Genomic DNA, 15,618 nt, shown 5'->3' with positions numbered 1-15,618 from the left:
GGGTCAGCCGCGCGCGGCGGCGATGGAGTCGGAAAGGCGCCGGGCGTTCGCGGTGAGCGTGCCGTAGTCCCCGGCGGCGACGGCGCGGTCGTCCCAGAGCGCGCCGCCCACGCCGACGGCGACGGCCCCGGCGCGGAGCCAGTCGCCGGCATTGTCGAGCGTGACGCCGCCCGTCGGCATCAGCCGGAGGTGCGGGAGCGGCGCGAGCACGCCCTTGAAGAACGACAGGCCCAAGACGCCTGCCGGGAAGATCTTGACCACGTCGGCGCCGGCTTCCCAGGCCGTCTGGGCCTCGGTCGGCGTAAAGCAGCCGGGCATGGCGGCCGCCCCGTGCGCGTGCGCGGCCTCGATGATGGAGGGCTTGAAGACGGGGCTGACGACGTAGCGGGCGCCTGCCTCGATGGCCTGGCGCGTGGTCTCGGCGTCGGTCACCGAGCCGACGCCGAGGAGCACGCGGTCGCCGAAGGCCTCGGCCACCCGGCGGATCTGGCCGAGGGCGCCGGGGACGGTAAGGGTGATCTCGATGGCCTCGACGCCACCCTCGAGGAGCGCCTCGACAGAGGCCACCAGGCGGTCGGGGTGCTGCGACCGGACCACGGCCACGGCGCCCAGCGCCCGGACCCGGTCGACGACGGCATCACGCACGAGAGACGGCATGGCGGACAGGGGGGGAACGAGAGCAGGCACGCCGACACGACGGTCGGCGTGCCTGCAGAAGGTCGCCGGCGGCTAGCGGACGACGGTGACGGTCTGGACGCCGGCCTCGGCGCCGGCCCGCAAGCGGACCACGTAGAGGCCCGGCGCGGCGCCCGTCCACGTCAGCGCGTGGTCGCCAGCGGCGAGCGGGCCGTCGGCGAGCGTCGCCACGCGGCGGCCGAGCACGTCGAACACCTCGACGGTCGCCTCACCTGCGGTGACCAGCGCGAACGAGACGGTCGCCCGGCCCGCGGCCGGGTTCGGCGCGACGGCCAGCTCGAAGGCGCCCCGGACCGGGGTCTCGACGGCCGTCCCGAAGGCGGCCGTCGTGCCGACGGCGGCGTAGTGGACGTCGCCGACGACGTCGGTCCCGACGACCTCGAAGTCGAAGTCCCAGCCCGTCAGCTCGCCCGAGCCGATCGGCGTCGGCGGGGCGACGAGCGAGGTCACGTGGGGCGTCGTGCCGTCCTCGTCGACGCCGCCCGCATTCGTCCACGTCGCGCCGCCGTCGGTGGAGCTGGCCACGACGAAGTCGCTGCTCCCCTCGGGGACGCCGTCGCCGGTGCCGTAGGACACCTCGACGCGGTCGAGCGAGATCGGGTCGGCCGAGTCGAAAAAGTACCACTCGAAGGCGTAGTGCCGGTTCGGCGAGAGCTCCATGAGCCCGCCCTCGAGCGCGCCGGCGGGGGCGTCGCTGATCAGCCGGACGCCCATGAACTGGTCGTCGGACGGCCGGTCGGTCACGTAGACCGTCGCGGGCCGGTAGCCACTCGCGTCGCCGAGCGGGAAGCCGCGGCTGGACTGGTCCCCGACGGTCCCCTTCGGGAGGCCGCGCGCGAACTCGCCGAGCACGTAGGACGCCGGCGAGCCGCCCTGGACCACCTGGCTGTTGTTGGAGATGAGGGTGAACCGGAAGTCGCCGGTGTCGAGATACCCGCTCTCGAGCGTGAAGACGGCCCGGCTGTTGTTGTCGACGGTCGCGTCGTTGAGCATCGTGACGGTCGCGCCGTCGTCCTTGGCGATCGTGACGCGGAAGAGCTGGTTGTCGTCGTTGTCGTAGTCGCCGAGGTGGAGCGTGGCGTCGTCGCTCCCGTCGAAGATGAGGTCGATAAAGGAGGCGTCGGGGTCGGACCCCGACGTCGAGCCGCGGCGCATGTCGAACGTGCCGCCAGTCGAGTTGTCGATGCTGCCGTGGACGGTCAGGCGGTGGTAGATCTCGCCCTGTCCGACGTCGTTCTCGTCGACGTTGGAGAGCGGGCGGAGCTGGGCGTCGGGCCCGTCGATGACGAGGTCGCCGAAGACGGTGAGCCCCTTTTCGTCGGTGCCGGGGATTCCGCGGCCCGTCCGGAGCCAGCCCTCGTCGCCGGTGACGGTCACGTTGTTGGCGACGGCGTCGGCGATGTCGATGGTGACGGTCGAGTCGACGACGACGTCGTCCGCGGCGGTCGGGACGGCGCCCGTCGACCAGGTCGCGGGGTCGCTCCAGTCACCGCTATTCGCGACGGTGATCTGGGCAGACGCAGGGGCCGCGGCCAGCAAGAGGCCGACGAGCAGGGACGAGTAGAGGTGGCGCATGGGGGTGGGGGCAAGTGGCACGGTTGCCTGTAGGATGTAACATGTCATACAGGCTGAATCCAGTATAGGGGTCCCGACGCCCTCCTGCAAGCGCTTCCGAAAAACGGGAGCTCGCCCGCTCGCTGCCCGCCCTAAGCCGCCTCGGCGTTGTGGCGGAGCGTGGCCTCGACGTGCTCGCGCGCGATCTCGAGGTGGCCGGTCATCTCGGCCGCAGCGCGGTCGGCGTCGCGGGCGAGGATGGCGTCGAGGATCCGGGAGTGCCAGTGGACCGCCGCCGTGTGCGCGTCGCCGACGGCCTCGTAGACGCCGGCCTTGATGGCGGGCATGAGCAGCTGGATGGGCCGGATAAACAGGGGCAGCACCGGGTTGTGGGTGGCCTCGGCGATCAGCAGGTGGAACGCCATGTCGAGCTGGGAGAGCCGCTCGCGGTCGTTGGTCGCCGCCGTCAGCGCCTCGATGTTGGCCCGGAGCTTGGCCGCGTCCGCCTCGGTGTGGTGGACCGCCGCCGCGGCCGCAATCGGCGGCTCGATCAGCTGGCGCGCGCCGACGACGTGGAGCGCGTTGTCCGGCCCGCTGTGCATGTGGAGGTAGAGCTCCATCGGGTTGGCGACCGAGTCGGCCGTCAGCCGCTGCACGAAGATGCCCTTCCCCTTCTCGATGCGGAGGAGCCCCCGGGCCGAGAGCATCCGGAGCGCCTCGCGCATGACGGTCCGGCTGACGCCGAACTCCCCGCAGAGCTGCATCTCCGAGGGGAGCTTGTCGCCCTGGGCAAAGGTCCCGGCGCGGATCGCGTCCTCGATGGCGGTCTCGACGGTCTGGCTCAGCAGTTCAGGCTTGCCGACGGCTTTGAAGCGGGTGCTCGACATGAGGGAGCGAGGAACGTGTCGGACAACATACAGGCCGGGCGCGTCCTAAAGCCCGAAGGCTCGGGGGAGAGCGAGCGTCAGCGACGGGAACAGGATGACGATGGCGAGGGCGACGAGCATCGCGACGTAGAGCGGCAAGAGCGGCCGCACGATCCGCGAGACGGGCACCCCGGCCACGCCGCACCCGGCGAACAGGACGGTCCCGACCGGCGGCGTGCACAGCCCGATGCACAGGTTGAGCACCATGATGATCCCGAAGTGGAGCGGGTCGATCCCCAGGCTCACCGCGACCGGCAGGAAGATGGACGTAAAGATCAGGATGGCCGGGGTCATGTCCATAAACGTCCCGACCGCCAGGAGCACCCCGTTGATGAGCAGCAGGAGCACGACCGGGTTGTCGGTCATCGTCACCAGCCCCTCGGCGACGCCCTGGGGGATCCGGTCGAACGAGAGCACCCACGAGAGCGCCATCGACGTCGCCACGAGCAGCATCACGACGGCCGTGGTCACGACCGACTGCAGGATGACCGGGCCGAGCTCGCGGACCGACACGGCGCGGTAGACGCCGACCGAGAGCACGAGCGCGTAGAGCACGGCGATGGCCGCGGCCTCGGTGGCGGTAAAGATGCCGGCCACGATCCCCCCGATCACGACGACGATGAGGCCCAGGCTGGGGAGCGCGTCCCAGAACCGCCGCGCGACCTCGGGGAGCGGCACGCGCGCGTCGGTCCCGTACCCGTTCCGCTTGGCGATCACGCCGGCGACGAGCATCAACGACAAGCCCAGGATGAGGCCCGGGATGTAGCCGGCCACAAACAGCGCGGCCACGCTGACGCCGCCCGAGGCGAGCGAGTACACGATGAGCACGTTCGACGGCGGGATGATGAGCCCGGTCGTCGCGGCCGACACGTTGACGGCGGCGCTGAACCCCTCGTCGTACCCGGCCTCGGTCATCTTCGGGTGCATCACCCCGCCGATCGCCGCGGCCGCCGCGATGGCCGAGCCCGAGATGGCCCCGAACAGCATCGACGCGATGATGTTGACGAACGCGAGCCCGCCCGGCAGCGAGCCGACAAGCGACCGCGCGAACGCGATCAGCCGCTGCGCGATGCCGCCCCGCGCCATCAGGTTGCCGGCCAGGATGAAAAACGGGATCGCAAGGAGGGTGAAGCTGTCGAGCCCGCCCGCCAGCCGCTGCGCGACGGTGCTCACGGCCGGCCCCGGGTCCACGACGGTCAGCAGCGACGCGAGCGTGGCCGACCCGATGCAGAACGCCACGGGCACGTCGAGCGCCAAGAGCACCAGGAAGACGACGAGCAGGACGGTGACGGCGAGGGCCATGGGGTGATGGGTACAGCGTGATGGGTGATGAGCGAACGGCTGGCTCCGAGTGGGGGGCGTGCCGTCGCCTTGCTCATTCTGTCGGGTTCGGTTCGGTGTCGCTGTCGTTCTGCGTGGGTTGGCCCATCACTCTTTACTCATCACCCATCCCCCGCTCAGTCCACGAGGCGGATGGTGTCGGGGGGCTCGGACGCGCCGGAGGTGTCGTCCGGCGGGCGCGTCCCGCGGAGCGTCTCGGCGGCGCCAACGGCGGCGTAGTAGGCCATGAGCAGGCCTGAGAGCGGGAGCGCGAGGTACACGACGCCCATCGGCACCTGGAAGGCGGCCGACCGCTGGCCGAGCTCGAACGTGACGCGCACGAGCAGCCCGCCTCCGACGACGAGCGCCACGATCGAGAACACGGCCACGACGACGTAGCTCGCCACCCGCGCGCGGCGACGGACCGGGAGCGCGAGCTGGGCCACAACCACGTCGATCCCGAGGTGGGCCCCCTGGCGGAGCGCGTAGGCCGCGCCCAAGAGCGAGATCCACAGCAAGAGGAAGGTCGCCAGCTCCTCGGTGTACGAGCTCGGGCTGTTGAGGAGGAAGCGCGTGGCCACCTGCCACGACACCGTCACGACCATCACGACAGTGAGGCCGATCAAGAGGGCGGCGAGCGCGCGGTCGAGCGCGGCGGTGAACCCGCGGGTCGGGGGCGTGGAGGCGTCGGTCATGGGGCGGCGGTCGTGTCGGCGGGGGCGGCCTCGGGGAGCGACCGGATGCGGTCGGCGAGGGCGCCGACGGGCGTGCCCGCCAGCTCGGCGTAGATCGGCGCGACGGCCGCGCGGAACGGGGCCTTGTCGACCTCGAGGACCTCGACGCCGGCGGCGCGGACCGAGTCGAGCGCGGCGCCCTCTTCCTCGAGCCACAGCGCCCGCTGGAGCGCGACGGACTCGGCGGCGGCCTGGCGGAACCACGCCCGCTCCTGCTCGCTCATCTTGTTCCAGCGGTGCGTCGAGATCAGCAGGAGGTCCGGCGGGGCCGAGTGCTCGTCGAGCACGTAGTGGGTGACCTGCTGGTAGTGGCCCATGCCGTAGAGGCTCATCGGGCTGTTCTCGGCGCCGTCGACGATCCCCTGCTGGAGCGCGCCGTAGACCTCCGAAAAGGCGAGCGGCGTCGCGTTCCCACCTAGCAAGTTGATGGTCCGGATAAAGAGCGGGCTCGGGATGACGCGGACCTTCAGGCCTGCCAGATCGTCGGGCGTGCGGACCTCGCGGCCGTTGATGTAGAAGCTCCGGAAGCCGGCGTCGTAGTACGCCACGCCGAGCATCCGGTACGGCTCGGCGGAGGCCAGAATCTCTTCGCCGATCTCGCCGCCCAATGTTTGCCAGAGGTGCTCGCGGTCGCGGAAGAGGTACGGCAGGCTAAAGACGCCCATCTCGGGCACGAAGCTCTCCATCACGCCCGACGACACCTTCGCCATGTCGAGCGTGCCGAGCTGCAGGAGCTCGAGCGTCGCGCGCTCGGTCCCGAGTTGGCCGCTCGGGTAGATCTCCATCCGCATCGTCCCGCCGGAGAGCGCCTGGAGCCGTTCGTCGAACCGGACGAGCGCGTGGTGGACCGGCGACTCGACGTCGAGCGAGTTGGCGACGCGGAGGACGGTGACGTCGCCCTGCTCGGCGCAGCCCACCAGGAGCAGCGCGAGCACGACGAGCGGGAGGCGGCGGCGCATCACAGGCGGACGAGGCGGGCCGTCGCCCGCGACCGCTCGGTCTCGGCGACGGCGAGGTAGACCCCCGCGGGCACGGTGGCGGCCCACGTGAGGGCGAGCGGGCCCGCCGGGCGCGGACCGTCGGCGAGCGTGGCGACCCGGCGCCCGAGCGCGTCGTACACGGCGACGCGGACCGCGCCGGCGACGGGGAGGTCGAGCGCGAGGCGGACGGCCCCGGCGGACGGGTTCGGCGCGGCTCCCAAGCGGAGGCGCACGCCCCCAGGCGCGGCCTCGCCGCTCACGGCGACATCGGTCTCGATCCCGACCACCCCCCCCGCAGCGGGGACGACAAACCGGACGCGGCCGGCGCCCAGGTTCTCGTACGCGAGCGCCGCGCCGTCGAGCGTGGCGCCGGTCGGAGTCGCCGTCGCGGGCACGAGTTGCAGCGTGACCGTCGCGCCGCCGTCGGACGGGGCGACCGTAAGCGACGGCGCCGAGGGGTCGCGGAGGTCGGCGGAGAGCGTGAGCGGGGCGTCGGCCTCGACGAGCGCTGACCCGTCCCACCGGATCTCGGCGCCGCGGACCACGCCCCACCGGGTCACGGCGTCGCCCTCGCGGCCGACGGCGGCGAACGCGGCGTCGGTCGCGAGGCGGTCGGCCGTGCGCGTGCCGGGCTCGCGCTGGGTCGCGAGGTGCCACGCGCCGGCGTCGGTCGCCAACTCGGCGCTCACCAAAGCCCCGTCGGTGTGGTCGGCCGTGGCCGGGGCGGCAGCGCCGACGGGCGAGGCCGCGAGCGTGTGGAGGAACGTCCCGCCGGCGGCGTTGCGCCGCGCGGCCACCCAGCGCTGCGTCTCCTCGCGGTCGAAGTAGAAGCTCGTCCACCCGTCGTCCTCGTCGAACAGGAGCGGGCCGTCGGCGAAGAACGCGGCGTGGAGCGCGCCGCCGTCGCCGACCGCGTCGTCGGGCGCCGTCCACGTGACGCGGTTCGCCGTCCGGTCAGGCGCGCCGCGGCCGTGGAGGTGGACCTGCAGGCTCGCCTCATTCGACGCCTCGACGTGGTCGTAGACCACGAACAGCTCGTCGTCGAGGAAGGCGACGCCGCGCGTCACGACCGCCCCGCCCATGACGCCGTTGTTGGGCGCCCGCATCTCGGCGGCGTCGAAGGCCGGCCCGTCGACGAACGCCGTCTGCTCCGGCCCCTCGTTCTGCTGCATGCTGAGGTCGCGGGCCGAGAAGCCGTTGACCGTCAGGACGTTGTGGGCGCGCGCCGAGAGGTACCAGTCGCGGCGGTCGTCGGAGAACCCGTCCGGCCCGTAGCCCGGGTCGACCGCGAGCGGCGTGTTCTCGGCGTCGAGCGCGTACGAGAGCAGGTCGGGGTGGTCGTGGTTGTCGGCGCTGGCGACGCCGTGGAACAGGAGCATCCGGGTGTCCGGGTCGCCCCCGTTCCAGTCGCTGCGGAAGGCGACCTGCCCGCTCTCCAGGCGTTGCGTCGGCGAGGCGTCGGGTGCCGTCGCCGGGATCGACAGGTCCATCGTCAGGAACTCGTCGACGCTCCAGACCACGTCGTTCGTGGCCCCGGTGTAGTTGGACGTGAAGAAGGTCGTCGTGTCCCAGTTCCACTGGAGGACTTGGCCGAGCGGGGCCGTCGCGTGGAGGTCGGTCGGGGCGTCGGCGTAGGCGGCCGCAGCCATGTGCGTGGGCGCGGGCTTGGGGAAGCCGTCCTCGAGCGCCGGCATCCACCCCCGCCCGGTCCGCGTGCGGACGGCCCACTCGAACGTGGGCTGGTAGGCGGGGAACAGGTCGACGCCGGCCTGGCGGTACTGCCACAGGAAAGGGAGCCCGTTGACGAAGGTGTACAGCCAGTAGTGCGAGCCCTCGCGGTAGACGCCGTCGGCCGAAAACTGGTACCGCGTCGTCGTGTTGACCTGCTCCAGCGACAAGCGGAGCCAGTCGGCCGCGTCGGGGTGGTCGGACAACGTGAGCGCCGCCGTGCCGACGGCGTAGGCCGGCTTCGAGCGGTGGTTGTGCGGGCGCGGCGCGTAGCGGACGCCTGAGACCATGTTCTCCGCCAGGAGTGCCGCCTCTTCGGCTAGTGCCGCGCGGACCGTGGCCTCGTCGTCCGCCGTGAGCTCGCTGTGGAGCCAGTCGTAGGCGGCGCAGAAGTTTTGGAGCCACGTGGCCCGGTAAATCTCGTCGTACTCGCCACCGAAGGCGGCCGAGGTCGCCTCGCGCGGGACGTTCTGGTACGCCAGCAGGAGCGCCTGGTAGCCCTTGACGCGCGCGACGATGTCGCCGTCGACGATCCACGCGAACGCGAGGGCCTTCGCCATCTGGGCGCGGTCGCCGGGGTCGGTCGCCTCGGGGTTGCGGCTGCGGTACCGGTTGACGTCGGCCTGGACGCGGGCGCGGACCTCGGCGTAGGCGGGGTCGTCCCACTTTGCGCGGAGCGCGTCGAGGTCGTCGGCGCCGAACCAGAGCTGGGGGTGGGCCTCCGCCGCGGGCAGGACCGGGTCCGTCGAGACGGCCCAGCCGGTGTACGTGTCGTACTGGCTCTGCGCGCCCGAGGGCACGGCCAGGCCGACGAGGAGCGCGAGGAGGAGCGCGGGGCGCATGCGGGGGCGGTGGGAAGGAAAGTCGACCGGGGCAGACCGGAAGAACGGCTCAGCCGCCGGGGGGGACGAACGTCTCGCGCGCCGGCGCGAACACGTCGAGCAGCTCCCCGGCCTCGGTGCACACGGCGCCGTGGACGAGGTCGGGCTCGACGAAAAAGCTGTCGCCCTCACCGAGCGTCGTCGTGACGCCGTCGATGGTGACATCGAAGGCGCCCTTGCACACGTAGCTGACCTGGCGGTGGGGGTGGGCGTGCGGCGTCCCGACGGCGCCGGTCTCGAAGAGGACGCGGACGAGCATGAGCTCGCCGTCGTAGCCGAGGACCTGGCGTGTGACGCCCGGGTCGGGCGCCTCCCACTCCACCTCGGCGGCCTTGACGAACGGGCCGGAGCCCTGGATAGACGACTCCATGGGCTCAGGTAAAGTAGAGGCCGCCGTTGATCTCGAGGGACTCGCCGTTGACGTACGACGAGGCATCGGAGGCGAGGAAGAGGACGGCCTGGGCCACGTCGTCGGCCTCGCCCTCGCGCCCGGCGGCGGTCGTGTTGGCCGTCCGCTGCCGCGCGTCGTCGGGCGTGAACGTGTCGTGGAACGTCGTGTTGATCAAGCCGGGCGAGACGGCGTTGCAGCGGATCTTGCGGCCCGAGAGCTCTTTCGCGAGCCCGCGCGTGAGTGTGAGCACGCCGCCCTTCGAGGCCGCGTACGCGACGGCCCCGCCGCCGCCGCCATTCCGCGCCGCGAGCGACGACAGGTTGACGATCGCGCCGCCGTCGTTCATCCGCGCCGCGGCGGCCTTGGTCACGAGGTAGACGCTCTTGAAGTTGACGTCCATCACGCGGTCCCACAGGTCCTCGCTCATCTCGGTGATCGGGCACCGCTCGAGCAGGCCGCCCGCGTTGTTGACCAGGATGTCGATGCCCCCGCCCAGTTGGTCGCAGGTCTCGGCGACGAGCCGCTCGACTTCGTCGGCCTTGGTGACGTCGGCCTGGACGGCGACGGCGGTGCCGCCGGCGTCGGTGATCTCCCGGGCGGCGGCCTCGGCCTCGTCTTTACTGGAGCGGTAGTTGATGGCGACGGCGGCGCCGGCCTGCGCGAGGCGGTGGCAGATGGCCTTGCCGATGTCGCGGCCACCACCGGTGACGAGGGCGGTCTTTCCAGAAAGGTCGAGCACGGGAGTACGGGGTTGGGTTGAGTGCCGGCGGCGGTCCGCCAGCCGGGGAGGGTGAGCTAGCGGACGGGGCGGACGGCGGCGTTCCCGGTCCAGGAGACGGTCCGGCCGCCGACCGTGGCCGTGTGGGCGCCGTCGCTCGGCGCGCCGTTGTTGACGAGGACGTGCCATCGCGCGCCGTCGTGGTCCTCGATCTCGACCACGCTCGCGCGGTCGTCGGCGCCGAGCACGCGGACGGCGGCGACGCGGGGGCGGGCCTGGACCGAGCTCTCGGTCGCCCCGCTGAAGTAGCCGTGCGGCTCGATGACGGTTGCGAACAGGTGGTCGGCGGCGCGGCGGCGCAGGACGAGGAGCGGCTCGCTGGTCAGGTTAAAGTCGGGGTCGTTCGCGCCCGTCCGGCCCATCAGCACCTCGGTCGGCGCGGAGCCACTCGTCGTCACCGAGTAGTAGCGCCCGCCGTCGAGCCAGGTGAACTGGACGTCGCCCGTCGCGCTCGCGCGGCCGGTCTCCCAGACGTGCTGGTAGCCGGCATCGTCGCCGAGGGGGCGGAGCGCGTCGGCGTGGCCGGCCAAGTCGAAACTCGCCGTGATCGGGACGCCGTCGTAGTGGACCGGGTAGTCGTACTGGTGCTCGGCGTCGGAAGCGAGCCGGAACAGGTCGATCAGGATCGGGTGATCGAACGCGTCGTCCTCCACGAGCAGCACGGTCCGCTGCATGTCGACGCCGGGGTAGTAGTCCCGCGCGAACGCGCTCACGCTCTGGACGCCGTCGCTTCCGTCGCCGTCGAAAAAGTGGCGGTCGGCGTGCATGGCGTCCGCTTCGCGGCGGTCGCCGTCGTTCTGGCTCCGGCCGTCGACCACGACCGTGTTGTGCGCCAACGTCTGCTTGGCCCAGGTGTCGTTCTCCGGCAGGTATCGCCCGCCGTACTTGGGCTCGACGTTGACGAACCGGGCGAACCCGTAGTCGTCGAGCACGTCGCGGCCCTGGTCCCACAGGATGAGCGACAGCTTGTCGAAGTGGCCGTGGCCGAGCCCGTGGACGCCGTACTTCATCAGGGCGACCGTCTGCCCCTCCCCCGTCCCGGCGCGCAGGATACCCAGCCCGCCGCCCTCACCGTCGGCCCCGTCCCTGAACTCGACGCTGTCCCACGTCATCTCGGGGATCGTCTCGGCGGCGTCGAACGCGCGGGCGACCGCCAGCCCGGAGCCGTTCAGGACCACGCGGCCCTGGAAGCGGGCGACGCCCAGGAGCGTCGGGTCGCCCCCGTAGCGGTCGTAGACGAGGTCGGTCCCGAGCACGACGCCGGGCGCGGCGACGTCCATGTACAGGCTGCCGTCGTTGAGGGCCGGGAAGGTGCCGTCCGGCCACGCGGTCTGGACCGTCGCGTAGAGCGCCTTCTCCAGGATCCCGTCGCGGTGGGCGTAGATGCCGCGCTCGGGCTCGTTGCGCTCGATGGCCTCGGCAAAGTAGAAGAACGGCCAGATGGCGTAGCGGGCGTAGTACGGCCCCTCCATGTAGTAGCCGTCGGGCGAGAACAGCTCGTCGAGCTGCTTGAGGAAGCCGGCCTCGCCGCTCTTGTCGGTCCCCAAGAGCGCCTGCTCGACCAAGTCGGGGTCGCCGAGCACGTAGCCGGCCATCCCCACGCTCGCGGCCGCCCACGTGCCGTGGTTGTGGACCCGGTCGAGCGAGAACGCGCCCTCGCCCGTGAACCAGTCGAGCATGGGCCGGAACACGCCCGCCTCGATCGTCGCCCGCTCGTCGGCCGTCAGCGCGTCGTAGACGGCGTCGTAGCCGACGATGGTGTGGACGAGCCAGACGTTCTCGTTCAGGAGCTGGTGGAACAGCTTGCCCGGCACCTGGCGCTCGCTCAGCTGGTGCGGCCCGAGCGCCGGGTACATCTCGGCGTACTGCACCAGCATGTCGCGCACGAAGTCGGCGTAGCGGCGCTCGCCGGTGATCTGGAACAGCGTCCCAGCCGCCAGCATCTCGCGGTAGTTCTGCTTGTGGCGTTCGTGCGCGTAGCCGCCCGCCTCGCCCGGCGGCGGCGTCTCGATCGGCGCCGCGAACGCCGCCTCCATCATCGCGACGTCCTCCGCGATCGTCGCGTCGAGGAGGGCGTACCGGCCGCGCGCGGCGCGGATCGCCGCGATCTCGTCGGCGTCGACGAAGACGTTCGGGTGCGCGGCCCCGGTCGCCGCCGCCGGGCCGCCCGCGACGGTGGCCGGCCCCTGCGCGCACGCGGCGGTGCCCAAGGCCAGCGCGGCGAGAGGAAGGAGGCGGAGCACGAACATCGCGGGCGAGGAGGGGGCGGGTCGCGTCCGTCGACTGTGGGAGCGCTTCCGGTTCGAGACGCAGTCTACTTGTAACATGTCATACAAGTCAAGGCGATCGCCGTACTTTGCCCGCTCTACGCCCCTGCGAGTCCATCGGCGGCGGCCGTGGAGCCCTCCGACCTCGACCTCTCCCCATGATGCGCTCCCTAACGCTCCTCGCTGCCTTGACCGTGGCGGCCGCCTTCTCGACGGTGGCCGCCCAGACGGCCGTCCACGTCGCCACATCTGCCGAGCTCGACGCCGCCATCGCCGCGGCCGAGCCGGGGACGGAGATCGTCATGGCCGACGGCGAGTGGAGCGACGTCCGCATCCGGTTCGTCGGGACGGGGACGGCCGAGGCGCCGATCACGTTGCGCGCCGAGACGCCGGGCGGCGTCGTCGTCCGGGGCGCCTCGGACCTGTGGCTGGCGGGCGAGCACCTGGTCGTCGACGGGCTCCACTTTCGCGACGGGGCCACGCCCTCCGGCGCCGTCATCCGCTTTTTCGTCAGCGACGACTCGCTCGCGACCCACAGCCGGGTGACGAACTGCGCCATCGTCGGCTACAACCAGCCGCAGCGGAGCGAGACCGACCTCTGGGTCCAGTTCAAGGGGCGCCACAACCAGCTCGACCACTGCTACCTGGCGGGCAAGTCGAACCGCGGCCCGACCGTCCGGGTCGACCTCGACGGCAACCCGAGCATCTACAACTATCACCGGATCGCGCACAACCACTTTGGCCCGCGCCCGCCGAAGGGCGGGCCGAGCGCCGAGACGATTCAGATCGGCGACAGCGGGACGTCGATGACGCCGAGCCACACGCTCGTCGAGAACAACCTGTTCGACCGGTGCGACGGCGAGGTCGAGGTGATCTCGAGCAAGGCCAACTTCAACGCGTTCCGGGGCAACGTCTTCTACCGCAGCGAGGGCTCGCTCGTCACGCGCCACGGCAACTACGCCGTCGTCGACGGCAACGTGTTCATCGGCGACGGCGCCAACCCGTACTACGGCGGCATCCGGCTGATCGGGACCGGCCACTGGGTGACGAACAACCACTTTGTCGGCCTGCGGGGCCAAGAGTTCCGGGCGCCGCTCGCGATGATGAACGGGATCCCGCGGTCGTCCATCAACCGCTACTTCCAGGTGACCGACGTCGTCGTGGCGCACAACACGTGGGTGGACTCGGGGTCGCCGTGGCAGATCGGCGTGGGCTCCAACACCGACCAGGCCGAGGTCCTCCCGCCGTCGGAGATCCGGTCCCTCCCGCCGACGCGGACGGTCCTGGCCAACAACGTGATCTACAACCCGGACGGCGGCCCCTCCCCCATCGTCCGCTACGACGCGATCGACGGGATCGACTTCCGTAGGAATGTGATCGACAACGGGGGCGTGCCGTTCGAGGGCGTGGAGGGGCTCATGGAGCGGGACCTCTCCTTTGCCGAAGTCGCTGAGCACATCGGGGTGCCGATCTCGGGGCTGGACGGGGTCGCCGTACACCACGGGTTCGAGTTCGACCGGATCGACCACGACCTGTTCGGGCAGCCGAGGGCCGAGCACAACGCCGTCGGCGCGACGAACGGGACGGTCCCCGAGGCCGTCGACCTTCTCGACCTGTCCCGCTACGGCCCGAGCTGGTACGCCCCCGAAACAGACCGCCGCGAGCCCCGGACGCATCCGGTGGCCGACGCTGCCGCGCTGGCGGCGGCTGTGGCCGCGGCGGCCGACGGCGACGTGATCGCGCTGGCACCCGGCACCTACGAGATCGGCTCGTCGCTGGCGATCGACCGCGAGCTCACCGTCCGCGCCGCGGACCCCACAAACCGGCCGACCATCCGCTACGTCGGGGGCGCGGGGACGGCGGCGTTCGCGATGCACCCGGGCGGCCACCTCCGGCTGGCGTCCGTCGCCTTGGAGGGCGACGCCGAGACGATCGCGGTCGCGCCCCTCGCGAGCGGGATGTCGAGCCTGTACACGGTCGAGGTCGAGGACGCCGAGATCTCCGGCTTCGACGCCGTGCTCCGGGCGACCAAGCACTCGTTCGCCGACCTCGTCCGGTTCGAGCGCACCGTCGTCCGGGACGTCGCGAACGGCCTGGAGCTGGCGGCCGAGGACGACGACCGGGGCGACTACAACGCCGAGGCCGTGGTCGTCCTCGACAGCCGGTTCGAGGGCGTCGGCGCGAATGTGATCGACTACTACCGTGGGGGCTACGACGAGTCGACGGTCGGCGGCACGCTCGTCGTCCGCGGCACGACGGTCACCGGCAGCGGCGCCAACGACCCGGACGACGTCCTCATCGACACGTACGGGATCATCAACGTCGAGCTCGCGGACAACACGTTCCGCGACAACGCCGTCGAGCGCGTCGCCCTCCTGTGGGGCGCCAAAAACAACACGCACGCCGACAACACCGTCGAGGCCTCGGGCGAGATCGTCGTGGAGCAGAACCTGCCCCAGCGGCTGGTCTACTAAGCCCGCCCGGCTACGACTCGTTCTCGTAGCCGGGCCGCTTGAGGATGGCCGCCCAGTCGCGCGCGCCCTCCGTGACCGACGCGAGGCACCACGTGAACGAGAAGTCGACGGTCGGCGGGGCGATCGTGTCGTGGAACGACGGCGTCACGTTGATGGCCTGGTCGTCGAAGACGTGGACGTAGGTGTTGACGTCCTCGCCCGGGCGCGACACGTTCTGGAGCACGAACGCCCGCTCGTCGGGCACGCGCGACGACACGCGGAACACGTAGATCTCCTCCTTGGCGTCGTCGCCGAGCCCGCCCTCACCGTCGGGCCCGTGGAAGTGGGGAGGGTAGCTGCCCACGCTCCCGGGCTTCGCGAGGTACGTCACGCCGAACAGGAGCCGGCAGGCGTCGACGTTCTGGTCGATCAGCTTGTAGACCGTCCGCGTCGTCTTGTTGTCGGGGTTGCCGGTGTGGAAGGCGAGGTCCGTCCCCTCGATGTCGGCGCGTTGGACGAGCTGGGCCGGGTACTTCGTCGAGCACTCCGGCGCGCGGAACTCGCTGACGTCGGCCGTCCCCGCCAGCGTGACGGTCTCGCCCAGCCCGACGTAGAGCATCCCGTCCTTCTCGACGCGGTGCGTCTCGCCGCCGACGGTGATCTCGGCCGTGCCGTCGTTGACGAAAAAGCACGCCTCCTGGTCGTCGGCGAGCGTGACGGTCTGGGGTGCGCCGTCGAGCGCGATCCGGGCGAAGGTGAGGTACTCGAGCGTCGAGTTGTCGGCGGTGCAGACCTCGATGCGGGCGCCGGGTTCGGGGCTTGCGTCGAAGAGCTCGACCTCGCGGATCTCGCCGGACTGGGGGAGGACGGCGCGGCCGGTGAGGCGGCGGTCGGGGGAGGGCATGGGGCT

12 protein-coding genes are annotated in these 15,618 nt (G+C 71.5%); 1 reads left to right on the top strand and 11 read right to left on the bottom strand.

Annotated features, from left to right (window positions below):
• Positions 1-3: 3 nt before the first annotated feature.
• The 10 genes from ACLIRP_RS17645 to ACLIRP_RS17600 all read right to left on the bottom strand — a co-directional run bounded on the left by ACLIRP_RS17645 (position 4) and on the right by ACLIRP_RS17600 (position 12,231).
• A complete protein-coding gene (locus ACLIRP_RS17645; RefSeq protein WP_412061785.1) occupies positions 4-657 on the bottom strand; it encodes a bifunctional 4-hydroxy-2-oxoglutarate aldolase/2-dehydro-3-deoxy-phosphogluconate aldolase in 654 nt (217 codons plus the stop codon).
• Between the two features lie 72 nt (positions 658-729).
• Positions 730-2,271: a T9SS type A sorting domain-containing protein gene (locus ACLIRP_RS17640; RefSeq protein ID WP_412061784.1), complete on the bottom strand. Its 1,542-nt coding sequence runs from the start codon at positions 2,269-2,271 to the stop codon at positions 730-732.
• Between the two features lie 131 nt (positions 2,272-2,402).
• Positions 2,403-3,137, bottom strand: a complete 735-nt coding sequence (locus tag ACLIRP_RS17635; RefSeq protein WP_412061783.1) for a FadR/GntR family transcriptional regulator — start codon at positions 3,135-3,137, stop codon at positions 2,403-2,405.
• Positions 3,138-3,182: 45 nt separating this feature from the next.
• Positions 3,183-4,478, bottom strand: coding sequence for a TRAP transporter large permease (locus ACLIRP_RS17630; protein WP_412061782.1), 1,296 nt, complete (start codon positions 4,476-4,478; stop codon positions 3,183-3,185).
• Between the two features lie 155 nt (positions 4,479-4,633).
• The gene (locus tag ACLIRP_RS17625; protein ID WP_412061781.1) at positions 4,634-5,191 is read right to left on the bottom strand and encodes a TRAP transporter small permease; all 558 of its coding nucleotides are present in this window, start codon (positions 5,189-5,191) and stop codon (positions 4,634-4,636) included.
• On the bottom strand, positions 5,188-6,189 hold the full coding sequence (locus tag ACLIRP_RS17620; protein ID WP_412061780.1) for a TRAP transporter substrate-binding protein: 1,002 nt from the start codon (positions 6,187-6,189) through the stop codon (positions 5,188-5,190). The genes ACLIRP_RS17625 and ACLIRP_RS17620 overlap by 4 nt, the downstream gene beginning before the upstream one ends.
• Positions 6,189-8,780: a heparinase II/III family protein gene (locus ACLIRP_RS17615; protein WP_412061779.1), complete on the bottom strand. Its 2,592-nt coding sequence runs from the start codon at positions 8,778-8,780 to the stop codon at positions 6,189-6,191. The genes ACLIRP_RS17620 and ACLIRP_RS17615 overlap by 1 nt, the downstream gene beginning before the upstream one ends.
• A 49-nt stretch (positions 8,781-8,829) precedes the next feature.
• Entirely contained in the window at positions 8,830-9,189 is a 360-nt protein-coding gene (locus ACLIRP_RS17610; RefSeq protein ID WP_412061778.1) for a cupin domain-containing protein, read from the bottom strand.
• Positions 9,190-9,193: 4 nt separating this feature from the next.
• Positions 9,194-9,949 (bottom strand): SDR family NAD(P)-dependent oxidoreductase, encoded by a 756-nt coding sequence (locus ACLIRP_RS17605; protein ID WP_412061777.1) that lies wholly within the window; start codon positions 9,947-9,949, stop codon positions 9,194-9,196.
• Positions 9,950-10,005: 56 nt separating this feature from the next.
• Positions 10,006-12,231 (bottom strand): heparinase II/III family protein, encoded by a 2,226-nt coding sequence (locus ACLIRP_RS17600; RefSeq protein WP_412061776.1) that lies wholly within the window; start codon positions 12,229-12,231, stop codon positions 10,006-10,008.
• A 182-nt stretch (positions 12,232-12,413) separates the two neighbouring features.
• Here ACLIRP_RS17600 and ACLIRP_RS17595 point away from each other — a divergent pair, with 182 nt between their 5' ends.
• The gene (locus ACLIRP_RS17595) at positions 12,414-14,729 is read left to right on the top strand and encodes a chondroitinase-B domain-containing protein (protein WP_412061775.1); all 2,316 of its coding nucleotides are present in this window, start codon (positions 12,414-12,416) and stop codon (positions 14,727-14,729) included.
• A 10-nt stretch (positions 14,730-14,739) separates the two neighbouring features.
• Here the strand turns inward: ACLIRP_RS17595 and ACLIRP_RS17590 are convergent, their stop codons facing one another.
• A complete protein-coding gene (locus ACLIRP_RS17590; RefSeq protein ID WP_412061774.1) occupies positions 14,740-15,612 on the bottom strand; it encodes a 5-deoxy-glucuronate isomerase in 873 nt (290 codons plus the stop codon).
• Between the last annotated feature and the right edge of the window lie 6 nt (positions 15,613-15,618).

It is taken from the genome of Rubrivirga halophila (assembly GCF_046845755.1).
GTDB lineage: Bacteria > Bacteroidota > Rhodothermia > Rhodothermales > Rubricoccaceae > Rubrivirga.
This window is presented reverse-complemented; position numbering and strand designations above follow the sequence as displayed.

Coding starts and splice junctions, on each gene's coding strand:
- ACLIRP_RS17620 (WP_412061780.1), bottom strand. CDS start 6,189: ATGCGCCGCCGCCTCCCGCTCGTCGTGCTCGCGCTGCTCCTGGTGGGC.
- ACLIRP_RS17645 (WP_412061785.1), bottom strand. CDS start 657: ATGCCGTCTCTCGTGCGTGATGCCGTCGTCGACCGGGTCCGGGCGCTG.
- ACLIRP_RS17595 (WP_412061775.1), top strand. CDS start 12,414: ATGATGCGCTCCCTAACGCTCCTCGCTGCCTTGACCGTGGCGGCCGCC.
- ACLIRP_RS17635 (WP_412061783.1), bottom strand. CDS start 3,137: ATGTCGAGCACCCGCTTCAAAGCCGTCGGCAAGCCTGAACTGCTGAGC.
- ACLIRP_RS17590 (WP_412061774.1), bottom strand. CDS start 15,612: ATGCCCTCCCCCGACCGCCGCCTCACCGGCCGCGCCGTCCTCCCCCAG.
- ACLIRP_RS17610 (WP_412061778.1), bottom strand. CDS start 9,189: ATGGAGTCGTCTATCCAGGGCTCCGGCCCGTTCGTCAAGGCCGCCGAG.
- ACLIRP_RS17630 (WP_412061782.1), bottom strand. CDS start 4,478: ATGGCCCTCGCCGTCACCGTCCTGCTCGTCGTCTTCCTGGTGCTCTTG.
- ACLIRP_RS17640 (WP_412061784.1), bottom strand. CDS start 2,271: ATGCGCCACCTCTACTCGTCCCTGCTCGTCGGCCTCTTGCTGGCCGCG.
- ACLIRP_RS17625 (WP_412061781.1), bottom strand. CDS start 5,191: ATGACCGACGCCTCCACGCCCCCGACCCGCGGGTTCACCGCCGCGCTC.
- ACLIRP_RS17615 (WP_412061779.1), bottom strand. CDS start 8,780: ATGCGCCCCGCGCTCCTCCTCGCGCTCCTCGTCGGCCTGGCCGTGCCC.